The sequence below is a fragment of the Thermoanaerobacterium calidifontis genome (assembly GCF_055381745.1).
Genome location: NZ_AP042436.1, coordinates 2,157,042 through 2,171,217, shown reverse-complemented (window position 1 = coordinate 2,171,217; position 14,176 = coordinate 2,157,042). Strand labels below are relative to the sequence as shown.

General features: G+C 31.0%; 14 protein-coding genes. 12 read left to right on the top strand and 2 right to left on the bottom strand.

Annotated elements, in window-relative coordinates; translation table 11 throughout:
* Positions 1-334: 334 nt before the first annotated feature.
* Positions 335-1,348 carry an endonuclease gene (locus tag ACZ42G_RS11375; protein WP_085111719.1) on the bottom strand — a complete coding sequence of 338 codons (1,014 nt, stop codon included), beginning with the start codon at positions 1,346-1,348 and terminating at the stop codon, positions 335-337.
* Positions 1,349-1,594: 246 nt separating this feature from the next.
* Here ACZ42G_RS11375 and ACZ42G_RS11370 point away from each other — a divergent pair, with 246 nt between their 5' ends.
* Genes ACZ42G_RS11370 through ACZ42G_RS11315 form a run of 12 tightly spaced genes read left to right on the top strand, consistent with a single transcriptional unit; the run spans position 1,595 to position 13,429 of the window.
* On the top strand, positions 1,595-1,948 hold the full coding sequence (locus ACZ42G_RS11370; protein ID WP_085111718.1) for a DUF8042 domain-containing protein: 354 nt from the start codon (positions 1,595-1,597) through the stop codon (positions 1,946-1,948).
* Positions 1,948-3,717, top strand: coding sequence for a motility associated factor glycosyltransferase family protein (locus ACZ42G_RS11365; RefSeq protein ID WP_085111717.1), 1,770 nt, complete (start codon positions 1,948-1,950; stop codon positions 3,715-3,717). The genes ACZ42G_RS11370 and ACZ42G_RS11365 overlap by 1 nt, the downstream gene beginning before the upstream one ends.
* Before the next feature lie 31 nt (positions 3,718-3,748).
* The gene (locus ACZ42G_RS11360) at positions 3,749-4,735 is read left to right on the top strand and encodes an NAD-dependent 4,6-dehydratase LegB (RefSeq protein WP_464850481.1); all 987 of its coding nucleotides are present in this window, start codon (positions 3,749-3,751) and stop codon (positions 4,733-4,735) included.
* Positions 4,728-5,846, top strand: coding sequence for a LegC family aminotransferase (locus ACZ42G_RS11355; RefSeq protein ID WP_085111715.1), 1,119 nt, complete (start codon positions 4,728-4,730; stop codon positions 5,844-5,846). The genes ACZ42G_RS11360 and ACZ42G_RS11355 overlap by 8 nt, the downstream gene beginning before the upstream one ends.
* A gap of 4 nt (positions 5,847-5,850) precedes the next feature.
* The gene (gene neuC, locus ACZ42G_RS11350) at positions 5,851-7,014 is read left to right on the top strand and encodes a UDP-N-acetylglucosamine 2-epimerase (protein WP_085111714.1); all 1,164 of its coding nucleotides are present in this window, start codon (positions 5,851-5,853) and stop codon (positions 7,012-7,014) included.
* Position 7,015: 1 nt separating this feature from the next.
* Positions 7,016-7,900: a methionyl-tRNA formyltransferase gene (locus tag ACZ42G_RS11345; RefSeq protein ID WP_085111712.1), complete on the top strand. Its 885-nt coding sequence runs from the start codon at positions 7,016-7,018 to the stop codon at positions 7,898-7,900.
* The gene (locus ACZ42G_RS11340) at positions 7,897-8,559 is read left to right on the top strand and encodes a PIG-L deacetylase family protein (protein WP_085111711.1); all 663 of its coding nucleotides are present in this window, start codon (positions 7,897-7,899) and stop codon (positions 8,557-8,559) included. The genes ACZ42G_RS11345 and ACZ42G_RS11340 overlap by 4 nt, the downstream gene beginning before the upstream one ends.
* Before the next feature lie 3 nt (positions 8,560-8,562).
* Positions 8,563-9,624, top strand: a complete 1,062-nt coding sequence (neuB, locus tag ACZ42G_RS11335; RefSeq protein WP_276204884.1) for an N-acetylneuraminate synthase — start codon at positions 8,563-8,565, stop codon at positions 9,622-9,624.
* 32 nt (positions 9,625-9,656) lie between these two features.
* Complete coding sequence (locus ACZ42G_RS11330; protein ID WP_085111710.1) at positions 9,657-10,319, top strand: acetyltransferase; 663 nt, start codon at positions 9,657-9,659, stop codon at positions 10,317-10,319.
* Positions 10,319-11,380 (top strand): nucleotidyltransferase family protein, encoded by a 1,062-nt coding sequence (locus ACZ42G_RS11325; RefSeq protein ID WP_085111709.1) that lies wholly within the window; start codon positions 10,319-10,321, stop codon positions 11,378-11,380. The genes ACZ42G_RS11330 and ACZ42G_RS11325 overlap by 1 nt, the downstream gene beginning before the upstream one ends.
* Position 11,381: 1 nt before the next feature.
* Positions 11,382-12,092, top strand: coding sequence for an acylneuraminate cytidylyltransferase family protein (locus ACZ42G_RS11320; RefSeq protein WP_085111707.1), 711 nt, complete (start codon positions 11,382-11,384; stop codon positions 12,090-12,092).
* A gap of 35 nt (positions 12,093-12,127) precedes the next feature.
* Positions 12,128-13,429: a C40 family peptidase gene (locus ACZ42G_RS11315; RefSeq protein ID WP_464850478.1), complete on the top strand. Its 1,302-nt coding sequence runs from the start codon at positions 12,128-12,130 to the stop codon at positions 13,427-13,429.
* Here ACZ42G_RS11315 and ACZ42G_RS11310 read toward each other — a convergent pair whose 3' ends face one another.
* Positions 13,430-14,164 carry a TIGR03915 family putative DNA repair protein gene (locus ACZ42G_RS11310; protein ID WP_464850477.1) on the bottom strand — a complete coding sequence of 245 codons (735 nt, stop codon included), beginning with the start codon at positions 14,162-14,164 and terminating at the stop codon, positions 13,430-13,432. It lies immediately after the preceding gene.
* Between the last annotated feature and the right edge of the window lie 12 nt (positions 14,165-14,176).

The window sequence follows — 14,176 nt, the reverse complement described above, 5'->3', positions numbered from 1 at the left end:
CTGGAAAACCCTTAAGCCTTATACCCTACAACATAATCCGAAAGGATAAATGTGACAGGTTAAAAAGTATAAGGATTGGGCAATCAGCAGCCAAGCCCCTGTACCGAAAGGTTGGGGAAGGTTCAACGATCAGGACATACCACCTAAAAGAAAAACTCATGGTGATGAAGTCCGTAGGGATGAATCCCGAAGTGCCCGGCTCCTATTTGATATAGGATGAAGATATGATCTATTCGATATCGAAAGATATCGGCCTGGAAGAGCTCAGGCAAATCAACAACCGCAGACAGTATTACAATTACTAAGATAATACAAAAGGGAGGCAGAGCCTCCCTTAAATCATATTCTTAGATTTTAGATCTCTTATTTTCCATACGATGCCCCAATACGATCTATTCAACCTATTAGCAATATCTTTGTCCTTATAGCCATTTTGCTTCATATCGATAATTTTATCGATATCTTCATCAGTGTACGATAAAAACTTCCTATTGTAAAAAGTTCTTGTGTTTATTCGCTTATCCTTTTTGCACTCATCGTCAATCCTTTTTTCTATATCCCATTTATAGTTCATACTTGCTATTTGACTAACATATGGTCTTACAATGTCTAAAAAATTAAATACTTCTTCTCTTTTTCCAATTGTTAAAATATATTTTTTGCCATCTGGATGCTTTTTTAAATTAAATTTAACATTGAAAGTTTTATAAATATGCTCCTGCATTATCATATTTTCTTCTTTACTAAAATTCAGTGTATATAATGTTATAATAGGATTTACAGTTATATTGTGTTTATTATTTTTTGAAATTACGAGGCTGCCATCATCCATATATAAACAGGCAATTCCAACAGGTTCATTAAGTAACTTAATATTATCATATGTTATGGTTTTATGCTTATTAATATAAAATTTCTCATATAAATCTGAAAATATTGGGTGCGATATTGATTGAAGAGTATTATTTCTGTTTATCTTAAAACCTAAATTCCTTAACTGTGCACATTTCCAGAATCTATATTCATATTGTTGCTGGCAAAAATGCTCTCTATAAAAAGCATTTCTACCTCTTGGCGCGTATGATAAATTTCCATCTCCCAGAATACTACCGACGATTATATTTAGCTGATAATTATTTGGATGGATATCTGGAATATTTGCAATATATTTTTCTTTACGAGCATTTGTTAGTGACTCATGCTGCTTTCTTATGTAATCAGGACTTTTTCTTATACCATATTTTGATGCTAATCGCCTCACGGATTGTTCAGTTATACCTAGTTTTTGTGCTAAAACTTTATTGTCCGTATTAGGATAATATTTTTGTATATATTCTAATTTATCCACAATAGCACCAACTTTCGAACGAATGTTTTGTTATATTATAATGTATTTTAAAAATGTAAGTCAAATATACATACGCCCATCATGGGTACGCGTCTGCCTTTTTACATTTCTTATATACCAAAAATTACAAATAGAAATATTGTGTGCGACTAATCTAAGTATAAAATAATATTGTTATAAGCTTAAACTTTCATTCTATTAAGCCGATAATTATTGTAGAAATGTAAAAATGTTAGGTGGGTTTATATGCTTAATGATATGATGAAAGAAACAGTAGAAGAGAGCCTTAAGTATGTGCCGAGGCTTATTAATGGTATAGATGATGTGATAAGGTTAATAGATGAAGGTAGGTACGCAGAAACAAATTCGTTGCTTATAAGTGTTATAGATGGGCTTAATTGGTCAATAAAAGCAATAACATTGACTATGCCTTTTCATGGCTTTGATTTGGATGTTGAAAAAGTGAATGAGAGTCTAAACGCATTAATGAATGGAATTGAAAACTCAGATTATCAATTAATATCTGATTCGCTGAATTATGAGATTAAGGATATATTATTTGGATATATGAATCACTGCAAAAAAGGAGAGCTTAACTGATGAGTTCATTCGAAATTTTAAAAGCCAAAGATGGTAATGACACTTTGGTATATATGGATGGAAGAAAAAGAAATTTTTTACATAGTTCTTATTATCCAGACAGAGAAGCAAAAGAATGGGCTGATGTCATTGAAATTAATGATGAATCTATATTGATTATCTATGGTATAGGATTAGGCTATCATGTTAATTATCTTTTAGGTAGATTATCACCCAATAATCGGCTGATATTGGTTGAACCATCAAATGAAATATTTCAATTTGCACTAAATAATGGATATTACGATAAATTTAAAAATAGACAGAATTTATATTTTATAAGTGAAGAATCAGAAGAAAAATTAAATGTAATACTGCAGGCTTATATACCGTGGGACAACTTCGAAAATGTTGTATATAAAGAATTTAAACAGTATCCTATCGTTTTTAGAGAATATTATGAAAAATTTAATAAATGCTTGCTGGAAACTATTAATTCTATGAGAATTAATAGGAATACGGCACTTTATTTTGCTGAACAATGGCAATCAAATTTTATGGAGAATTTGGAGTTTGTTTTTAGAAGTGTACCTGTTAAGTCTTTTTTTGATGTATTTAAAAATATTCCTGCAGTAATAGTTTCTGCTGGTCCTTCACTTGACAAAAACATTGATCAATTAAAAGAAGCAAAGGGTAAATGTGTCATAATATGTGTTGGGACAGCTTTAAAAGCGCTTTTGAAAAAAAATATTGAACCGGATTTTGTTGTATCAATAGATGGTGGAAAAAAGAATTTTGAGCATTTTGATGGACATAAAGTCAAATCTCCACTCGTGTACGATTTGACTTTATATCCTAAAATATTAAAAGAATATGAGGGGCCACTTATCATTGCAGAGATTGCATCAGAATATACGAAATTGCTTAGTGACAAATTATCGTTAGATTTTGGAAAATTAAGCACAGGGCCATCTGTAGCTAATTTATCTTTGGATTTTGCATATATGTTAGGATGCAACCCTATTATTTTTATGGGGCAAGATTTAGCGTATTCAGATCATAGGACACATGCATCTGGGACAACTTATGAAAAAGACAGAATAAAAGAGAATACTGACGGAAAAGAGTACATATATGTTAAAGGCAACTTTGAAGAAAAAGTTTTGACTGATCGTGTTTTGCTTTCGTTTAAGACATGGTTTGAAAATTATATATATGGGCATTCGGATAGGATATACATAAATGCTACAGAAGGTGGTGCTCTTATAAAAGGAACTAAAATAATAAGATTTAAAGAAGCAATCGAGCTGTTTATGAAAAGAGAAATAAATATAAGTGATGAGATAGACAGTACATTGAAAAACGGAAAGATTAAATTAGATAAAAGGCAGATCGATGGATTTATAAAAGAGTTTGAAGATGCAATTAAAAACTTAGAAAAAATTAAAAATGACTGTATTCGTGCTGCAAAGCTTTCAAAAAAAATGTATAATGAATATCAGAAGGATGTTAACGCAGACGTATCTCATATAGTATCAATATTAGATAAAATAGACAAAAGATTAAAAAACTCAAAAGATAGTTTTTTGTATATAACTTCTATATTAAACATAGTTACTACAAAAGTTCTAAAAGGTTTTAAACCTGAAAAGGATGAGACGGAAAAGCAAAAAAAATTAAGAATTGCAATGATGTCATATACACTTTATCAAGGAATATATGAAGCGATAGAGAAGTCATTGGAAGGTTTAAAGAAAGCATTAAAGACAGTTGACGAAATCAAACAATGATTAAGTTGAAGACTTTTTAGGAGGATATGTGATGAACTTAAAAAATAAAAAAGTTTTAGTTACAGGGGCAGGAGGATTTATTGGTTCCCATTTAGCAGAAAGATTAGTGGAAATAGGTGCAAAAGTAAAAGCGTTTGTTAGGTATAATTCTAATAATAATTGGGGTTGGTTAGAAAAGTCTAAGTATAAAGATGAGATCGAAATTTATAGAGGTGATATAAGAGATTATGATAGTGTTAGAGATGCTATGAAAGGAGTGGATGTTGTATTTCATCTGGCAGCGCTAATTGGAATTCCATATTCCTATGTATCACCTCTTGCCTATATAAAAACTAATATAGAAGGAACATACAATGTATTGCAATCTGCAAGAGAGCTTGATATAGAAAGAGTTATACATACTTCAACAAGTGAAGTTTATGGAACGGCAAGATATATACCAATTGATGAATTACATCCACTGCAACCGCAGTCACCATATTCAGCGACTAAAATAAGTGCTGATAATTTGGCTTTAAGTTTTTATAATTCATTTGATTTACCTGTAACAATTGTGAGACCTTTTAATACGTATGGGCCACGCCAATCAGCAAGAGCTGTTATTCCTACTATAATAACTCAGATATTAAATGGAGAAAAATATATAAAAATTGGCAATTTAAAACCTACAAGAGATTTGAATTTTGTTTTTGATACAGTTAATGGATTTATAAAAATTGCTGAATGTGATGAACTAGTTGGGAACATTACAAATGTTGGTTCTGGACATGAAATTTCGATAGGTTCTTTAGTAGAGATGATTTTAAAGTTAATGGATGCTAATATCGAAATAGTACAAGACGAACAAAGATTTAGACCAGAAAAAAGTGAAGTTGAAAGATTAGTATGTGATAGCTCTAAAATAAAGAAATATACTGATTGGAGACCCGAATATCAACTTGAAGATGGGCTAAAAGAAACGATTAGATGGATTAAGGATAATATCAGCTTATATAAATCGGAGGTATATAATGTATAATATACAACTTGATTCGCCTAATTTAGGCGATAAAGAAAAGGACTATTTAGTGAAATGCATTGAAAGTGGTTATGTATCTACTGCTGGTCCTTTTGTTCCTGAATTCGAAAGAAGATTTGCTGAATTTTTAAATGTAAATCATTGTGTTTCGGTTCAAAGTGGAACAGCAGCACTGCACATGGCACTTTATGAATTAGGCATTAAAGACGGTGATGAGGTTATAGTTCCTTCTATTACATTTGTTGCGACTGTTAATCCGATAGTTTACTGCGGAGCAACTCCTGTATTTGTTGATGTTGATAAAGACACATGGAACATAGATCCAAGAGAAATAGAAAAAGCGATTACACCTAAAACAAAAGCAATTATTCCTGTACATTTATATGGCAATCCATGTGATATGGATAAAATAATGGAGATAGCAATGGAGAACAATATTTATGTTATAGAAGATGCAACGGAAAGTCTTGGAGCTTCATATAAAGGAAGTATGACAGGGACAATAGGCCATGTAGGATGTTTTAGCTTTAATGGTAATAAAGTAATAACTACAGGAGGAGGGGGTATGGTATCTTCGAATAATGAAAAATGGGCCTCACATATAAGATTTTTGGTAAATCAGGCGAGGGATATGACTCAAGGCTATTTTCATACAGAAATAGGTTTTAATTATAGAATGACAAATTTAGAAGCATCTTTAGGAATTGCTCAACTTGACCGATTGGCAGGATTTTTAGAAAAAAAGCGGATGTATTTTGAGATTTACAAGGAAATTTTTGATGGGATTGAAGAAATTTCTTTGCAAAAAGAATATGAAAGTGCAGAAAGTTCTGCTTGGTTACCTTCAGTAAAAATTGATTGTAAAAAAGTAGGTATGGCTATACCTCAAATTCAAGATGAATTAAAAAGAAGGGGCATTCCAACAAGAAGAATATTTAATCCTATAGTAGATTTTCCTCCTTATAAAAAATACAAGAAAGGAAGCTATAGTAATTCTTATGAAATATATGAAAACGGCTTAAATTTACCTGGTTCAACATTAAATACTTATGAAGATATAAAATATGTTGCAAAAACTTTATTAGATATTTTAGGTATAAAAAAGAGGTGAGTATATGAAGAAGATTGCAGTTGTTACAGGTACAAGAGCAGAGTATGGTTTACTTTATCCTCTATTAAAAAAAATTAAAGAAACAAATTTATTTGATCTTCAAATAATAGTTACAGGAATGCATTTATCGCCTGAATTTGGATTAACTTTTAAAGAAATTATTGATGATGGATTTGAGATAAATGAAAAAATAGAAATGCTATTATCAAGTGATTCAGAAATAGGCATTACAAAATCAATAGGGTTAGGAATAATTGGTTTTGCAGATGCATTGAATAGATTAAGGCCTGATATAGTAATTTTATTGGGTGATAGATTTGAAACATTTGCTGCTGCTGTAGCATGTTTAGTTGCTAAAATACCAATAGCTCATCTTTATGGAGGAGAATTAACTGAAGGTCTAATTGATGATGCTATTAGACATTCGATAACAAAAATGAGTACATATCATTTTACATCTACCGAGGTTTATAAAAATAGAGTTATTCAACTTGGAGAGAATCCTGAAAGAGTTTTTAATGTGGGGGCTTTAGGAATTGACAATATAGAAAATATTAAGTTGCTTTCAAGGGAAGATTTACAAGAAGAATTGTCGTTTAAGTTAGGAGAAGTAAATATTTTAGTTACATATCATCCTGTTACACTTGAAAATAATACTTCACAGGCCCAATTTATTGAATTATTAAAGGCTTTGGATAGTTTTAAAAATGTAAAAATAATATTTACAAAACCTAATGCCGATACAGATGGTAGAATTATATCTATGCTTATAGATAACTATGTAAAAACTAATACAGATAGGGCAGCAAGTTTTACTTCGTTAGGACGCTTAAAGTATTTATCTTTGATGAAAAATGTTGATGTTATATTAGGGAATTCATCAAGTGGAATAATTGAGGCACCAACATTTAAAAAGCCAACAGTAAATATCGGAGACAGACAAAAGGGAAGAATAAAGGCGAAAAGTGTAATAGATTGTGAAGCGAATTCTGAAAAGATAGTATTGGCACTAAAAAAAGCATTGTCTACAGAATTTAAAAAATTATGTAAAACTATTGATAACCCATATGGTGATGGCAAATCATCAGAAAGAATAATAAATATACTTAAGAAGATTTTAGATACAAATATATCAATTAAGAAGACTTTTTATGATATGGTGATGTAAAGTGAGGATATTATTTATTGGAACTGTTGAATTTTCAAAGAGGATATTAGAAAAATTAATAGAATTAAACTGTAATATTGTGTCTGTATTAACAAAAGAAAAATCTAAGTATAATTCTGATTTTGTAAATTTATCTGAATTATGTATTCACAATAATTTGGAATATAAATATTTTAATAATATTAACGAATTTGAAACTATAAAGTATATAAAGAGTAAAGAACCAGATATTATATTTTGTTTTGGCTTATCACAGCTAATAGGAAAGGAACTATTGAATATACCTCCAATGGGAGTTTTAGGCTATCATCCAGCTTTGTTGCCGCAAAATAGAGGTAGACATCCGATAATATGGGCATTGGCGCTAGGCTTAAAGGAGACAGGATCTACATTCTTCTTTATGAATGAGGATGCAGATAGTGGTGATATCTTATCACAGGAGAAAATTGAAATAAATTATTCAGATGATGCCAAAAGTTTATATGAAAAGATTACATCCATTGCACTTAAACAAATTGAAAATTTTATTCCTTTATTGGAAAATGGAACTTATAAAACAATTAAACAAGATAATGTTATATCCAATTATTGGAGAAAGCGAAGCGAAAAAGACGGAGAGATAGACTGGAGAATGTCATCATATACAATTTATAATTTAGTCAGGGCTTTAACTAGGCCTTATCCTGGTGCATATTTTTTTTATAAGAATAAAAAAGTTAGGGTTTGGAAAGTAAATGAGGTAAGAACTAATAGATATGACAATTTAGAACCTGGCAAAGTTATTAAAAATAACAATGGTGTATTATTAATAAAAGCAGGAGATAATTGCATTGAGATTACGGATTGTGATTTAGGAGAAATAATTATGGAAGGTGAATATTTATGATTTTAATGGTAGTTTCTCCACATCCAGATGATGAAACACTTGGAGCCGGAGGCACAATACTTAGATATAAGAAGAATGGATATAAAATTGCTTGGTTAAATTTTACTGATAAGAAGGAGGAATATGGATATTCTATAACTGAAGTAGATAAGAGAACTAGTCAAATTAATAATGTGATTAAATCGTATGATTTTGATTACTTTTACAATTTAAAATTGCAACCATCCGGTTTAGATAAGTATCATAAAAAAGATTTAATAGAGGAGGTATCAAATATAATAAGACAAATTGAGCCTAATAGAATAATTTTACCGTATAGATACGATATTCATTCAGATCATAAAGTCGTTTTTGATGTTTTAAATTCGTGTACGAAAGTTTTTAGATTTCCTTTTATTAAATGTATTTTAATGATGGAAATTCCATCTGAATCTGATTATGCAAATTCTGATAATGGTTTTGTTCCAAATTACTTTATAGATATTAGTGATTTTATTGAGAAAAAGATTAAAATATTAAATATTTATGATGATGAGATTAAAGAGCACCCTTTTCCAAGAAGCGAAGATAGTGTAAAGTCTTTAGCTCTAATTAGAGGTTGTGCTTCAGGTTGTAGATATGCTGAAGGTTTTAGAATTTTAAAATTTATAGAAGATTAGATGTTGGAGCGTGATGATATAATGCTTAAAATAGCAAATAGAACAATATCAGAAAATTCTTCTGTATTTGTTATAGCTGAAGCAGGAGTGAATCATAATGGTGATTTAGAAACAGCTATGAAATTAGTTGATGCGGCGTCTAAAGCAGGTGCAGATGCAATAAAATTCCAAATATTTCAAACGGAAAATTTAGTAAATAAAGATGCAGAGAAAGCTGAATACCAGAAATTGACTACATCTCCAGATGAAACACAGTATGATATGTTAAAAAAGTTAGAATTGTCTTATGATGATCATATCAAAATAATGGAATATTGCAAAAGGCGAAATTTAATCTATTTAGCAACTCCTTTTGATTATGAAAGTGCCGATATGTTGGAACAAGCTGACGTACCTGCATTTAAAATTGGTTCTGGTGATATTACAAATATTCCCTTCTTAAAATACATTGCAAAAAAAAAGAAACCAATAATACTTTCCACGGGAATGTCTAATTTAGGTGAAATCGAAGAAGCGATAGAAGTGATTAAAAATACTGGTAATAAGAGTATAATCTTATTGCATTGTACATCAAATTATCCAACTGAATACAAAGATGTTAATTTAAATGCAATGATCACTATGAAAAATGCTTTTAAGCTACCTGTTGGTTATTCAGATCATACTCTTGGCATTGAAGTTGCAATAGCAGCAGTTTCGATGGGAGCATTGATTATTGAAAAACATTTTACTCTTGATAAAAGAATGATAGGCCCTGATCACAAGGCTTCACTTGAGCCAAGCGAACTTAAGCTTATGATTAAAAGCATTAGAAACATAGAGGCGGCATTAGGAAATGGGATAAAAAGATGTAGAGAGAATGAAAAAAATGTTAGAGATGTAGCAAGGAAGTCAATTATTGCAGCTAAAGATATACCCAGTGGCAGTGTCATAACGGAAGAGATGCTAATTACAAAAAGGCCAGGAACTGGTTTGCCTCCTAAGTTTTTTGATTATTTAATTGGTAAAAAAGCCAGAATTCATATTTTAAAGGATACAATTATTGACTTTTCTATGCTTGAATAATAATTATATGCTTTTTCCAAGGAGGAATTCTTTTGGATAAATTAATTTTAATTGGTGCAGGTGGTCATGCAAAAGCGGTGATAGATATACTGAAAAAAAATAATAAAATACATATTGAAGGACTAATAGGCAAATCTGATGAGATTGGCAAAAAAGTTTTAGGCGTACCGGTTATTGCAACTGATGAGCAATTAAATGATTTATTAAAACGTGAGATAAATTATGCACTAATAGTTGTTGGAAGTGTTGGAGATAATTATTTGCGAAAAAATTTGTATGAAAAAGTAAAGGAGATCGGCTTTACCTTTATTAATGCATTTCACCCATCAGCTATTATTTCAGAGCATGTAAAATTCGGGCGAGGAAATGTTGTAATGGCTGGTACTTTTATAGGTCCTGATACCCGAGTTGGAAATAACGTGATAGTAAATACAGGATCTATTATTGAACATGATTGCATAATAAGCGATCATGTTCATATTGCTCCAGGCGTTAAAATTGCAGGAGGAGTTAAAATAGGTGAAGCAAGTCATATTGGAATTGGGTCTGTTATTATTGAGGGAATAAAGATAGGTAAAAATTCTTTAGTTGGAGCTGGTACTGTTGTCTTAGATGATGTACCTGATAATGCTGTTGTTGTAGGTATTCCAGGGACAATAAAAAAATATAGGTATGATATGGGGAGAAATCAATAATGGAGAATAAGGTTAAATCCGTTGTTATTAGCGATAAATGTATTATTAAAAATGCTATAAAGCAGTTAAATGAAAATAGATTACAAATTCTTTTAGTTGTTGATGATGATGATAGGTTTGTTGGAACTGTTACAGATGGAGATATAAGAAGGGCGATATTGGATAATGTATCATTGGAACAGCCTGTTTCTACCATTATGAATAAGAAACCAAAATATGTTTATAGAGGACAAGAAGAAGTTGCTAAAGAGTTGATGATAAAGTATAAAATAAAAACTATTCCTGTAATAGATAATGAAAAAAGAGTTATCGATTTAATACTGATGGAAGAATTTATTGGAGTAAAATGTGAATATTCAAAGAAGAATAACAGTGTTTTTATTATGGCTGGCGGTAAGGGTACAAGGTTAGATCCGTTTACAAAAATACTTCCGAAACCATTGATACCTATAGGTGATAAGCCTATAATAGAGATTATAATGAAAAATTTTAAAAATTACGGTTTTAATGATTTCATAATTTCACTTAATTATAAAGCCGAAATTATAAAATTATATTTTGCAGAAAATCCAGACGGATATAATATAGATTTTGTTCATGAAAAAGAATTTCTCGGAACAGCAGGCTCATTAAGGCTTGCAATTGATAAGTTAAATAATACATTTATAGTATCGAACTGTGACGTAATCATAGATATTGATTTCGATGAACTTTTAAAATACCATGAGAAAAGTGGCAATGATGCTACAATAGTAGGTGTAGTTAAAAATATGCAGATTCCATATGGCGTTATGGATGTTAACAATGGTGAATTAATAAATATGATAGAAAAACCAGAGTATAATTTTGTAATAAATTCAGGTGTATATGTTTTAGAACCCGAATTGATCAGGTTGATTCCAGATGGACAATCTTTTAATATGCCGGATTTGTTATTAAAGTCAAAAGATTATGGATATAAAGTTGGTGTATATCCTGTAAGCTCGAAGTGGTTTGATGTTGGACAATGGGAAGAATATCGTAGTACATTGGAATATTTCAAAAAGGTGGATAGTGTATAAGATGTATAAAGGAAAATCAATATTAGCGATAATACCTGCAAGAGGCGGTTCAAAAGGGGTTAAAAGAAAAAATGTGAGACCTTTATTGAACAGGCCTCTAATAGCATATACTATTGAGGCTGCGTTGCAAGCGAATTTTTTAGATAAAATAATTGTTTCGACAGAAGATCCAGAAATAGCAAGTATATCAAAGGAATTTGGAGCAGAAATTCCTTTTATGAGGCCCGTTGAATTAGCTTCTGACGATGCAAAAGCGATAGATGTTATTTTTCATGCGATGAATTGGCTGGAAAAAAATCATGCTGTATATGATTTAGTTATGCTTTTACAACCAACATCACCGTTAAGAAAAGCGTATGACATAAAAAATGCGATTGACATTTTGTATGAAAAAAAAGCAAGGGCGGTGGTTTCGGTTTGTGAGGCTGAGCATTCTCCTTTATGGATGAACGTCTTAAACGAGGATTTGTGTATGAAAGATTTTCTAAGAAAAGATGTTTTAAATAAAAATAGGCAAGAAATAAGTAAATATTATAGAATAAATGGAGCAATATATGTATCGGATTGGAATTATTTAATACAAAATAAAGGCTTCTTTGGTGAAAAAACATATGCGTATATTATGCCTAATGAAAGATCTATAGATATTGATACAGAACTGGATTTAAAATTTGCTGAATTTTTGATGAATAATTTTCATATACAAAAATAGACATATATTAAAATTTTTATAATCATTAAATATCCATGGAGGTGTTCTATATTATACCCAATACAAAGTTAGAGATGCTTGATGCCGAATACTGGATAGAAAAGATACCCGATGCTGATAGCCTTATAATGACGCAAAATAATATTATGAAGTTCAATCAAAAGATTGTAGAAAAATGCGGTAGCGTATATGATTTAAAAAGCTACAGGGATAGTCTTACTTATGATGAGTTGTTGTCTTTGATAAAAGAATATAAATTGCCAGAAAAAGAGATGTATTTTAGAAATGGTGAAGTAGTGAAAAGAGATTTTTATTATCACATAAATGGCAATTTAAATATCACTGAAATAAAAGAAGTCAATCCAGTACAGTACGGTATCACCATAAGAAAGACATCTCTTAGAAGCTTTCCTACGGAAATAGCGGTGTACAGCAAGAAAGGCGATATCGAATTTGATAGATTTCAAGAGACATCGTGTCAAGCATTAGAGCCTGTTTTGGTGCTTCATGAAAGCAAGGATAAAAAATGGTATTTTGTACAGATATACAACTACAGAGGTTGGGTAAAGGCATGTGATATAGCAATCGCCAAAAATAAGGAAGAAGTGTTTGATTATCTTGATACAGATGACTTCATAATGGTGACTGGAAATCATGTCAAAACGCAGTTTAATCCTTATGATAGAGATGTATCTGAAATTCAGTTTGACATGGGAACGAAAATACCACTGGAAAAAGATATGATTTACAGTGTAGGCAATCAATCTACTTATGGCAATTATGTTGTTAAGCTGCCTTCAAGGGATGATAAAGGCAATTTAGTATTTAAAGATGGTCTTATATCGATGAAAGAAGATGTCCATTGGGGCTATGTCCCATACACAAGAGCCAATATTTTAAATCAGGCATTTAAACTTATTGGCGATAGATATGGATGGGGAGATAGCTTCAATGGCAGGGATTGCTCCAGCTTTATCATGTACGTATACAAGACATTTGGATTTAAGCTTCCAAGAAATGCTGATGAGCATGAAAAATGTCCAGGAATAGTCTATAAATTTTCTGATGGATTACCATTAGATGAGAGAATAAAGATTTTTGATAAGATTAAGCCTGGCGCAGCTTTATACATGCCGGGTCATGCTATGATGTACGTTGGAATGGATGGCGGAGTGCCTTACATCATACATGATTTTACTGGATATGGAGCAAAAAATGGAGATAAGTATAATTTTATGCCGATTAATGAGGTCATGGTCACATCATCACTTATACCTACATCAAATGGCATGCCATTTATAGAGAGATTTTCTTCTGCCATTCAGTTTGAGATGTAGTTATTGCTTTTCTGTAAGCATATCCCAGTATTTTTTAGGCATGTGTTGTCTTTGAAGCCTTAGGTTTTTTCTTTCTTCTATAGAGATGCTTTTATGATACATTTTCCATAGGATTTCGTAGTCTTCTGTGTCTTTCATATTAGATATATTTTCAAGAGGCATATCGGTGATTATCCATGCTTTTTTATCATATACAGCCGACAAGTTCCTCTTTTCGTCGTGTATTATGAAATACTGGTCTTGAAATCTTTCAGCAAAGTGAGGCATTATGATAGGCAGTACGTTGTAGTCTGGATGTATCTTTGCAATAAACAATCCTTTTTTGACCTCTTTAAATCTGATTAATTCTATCATCTTGTACGCTTCATGTTTTACTCTTTGGCTTAATTTTGTCACTTCATGGACTACGTCATTTTGAATGAAGTAGTCTATTTTTTTGCCTATTTTAAAGCCTAACCTGATATATTTATATATCAGCATATATGACGACTCCAACTCTGATAGATAAACATAGTAAATATTTCTGAGTGCTTCTTTTGATATTTTTGTCGTAATGGCATTTTGCACCTTATCTGATTTATCTATATCCGTTGTCACGAATACATCATGGCCAAGAAAGTTTATTTGATGATTGATTTCAGAAAAAATGTCATTGGGATGTTGATGACTGTAATATGCCTCGTATATAACGGTCATGAGACCATCAAATGTTCCGTCGAATATGTAGTTTACCATGTATCTACTCTC

What these genes read in the sequence shown, in the direction of transcription:
- ACZ42G_RS11360 (WP_464850481.1), top strand. Translation starts at nt 3,749, where the DNA reads ATGAACTTAAAAAATAAAAAAGTTTTAGTTACAGGGGCAGGAGGATTT.
- ACZ42G_RS11325 (WP_085111709.1), top strand. Translation starts at nt 10,319, where the DNA reads ATGGAGAATAAGGTTAAATCCGTTGTTATTAGCGATAAATGTATTATT.
- neuC (WP_085111714.1), top strand. Translation starts at nt 5,851, where the DNA reads ATGAAGAAGATTGCAGTTGTTACAGGTACAAGAGCAGAGTATGGTTTA.
- ACZ42G_RS11355 (WP_085111715.1), top strand. Translation starts at nt 4,728, where the DNA reads ATGTATAATATACAACTTGATTCGCCTAATTTAGGCGATAAAGAAAAG.
- ACZ42G_RS11310 (WP_464850477.1), bottom strand. Translation starts at nt 14,164, where the DNA reads ATGGTAAACTACATATTCGACGGAACATTTGATGGTCTCATGACCGTT.
- ACZ42G_RS11320 (WP_085111707.1), top strand. Translation starts at nt 11,382, where the DNA reads ATGTATAAAGGAAAATCAATATTAGCGATAATACCTGCAAGAGGCGGT.
- ACZ42G_RS11340 (WP_085111711.1), top strand. Translation starts at nt 7,897, where the DNA reads ATGATTTTAATGGTAGTTTCTCCACATCCAGATGATGAAACACTTGGA.
- ACZ42G_RS11365 (WP_085111717.1), top strand. Translation starts at nt 1,948, where the DNA reads ATGAGTTCATTCGAAATTTTAAAAGCCAAAGATGGTAATGACACTTTG.
- ACZ42G_RS11370 (WP_085111718.1), top strand. Translation starts at nt 1,595, where the DNA reads ATGCTTAATGATATGATGAAAGAAACAGTAGAAGAGAGCCTTAAGTAT.
- ACZ42G_RS11315 (WP_464850478.1), top strand. Translation starts at nt 12,128, where the DNA reads ATGGAGGTGTTCTATATTATACCCAATACAAAGTTAGAGATGCTTGAT.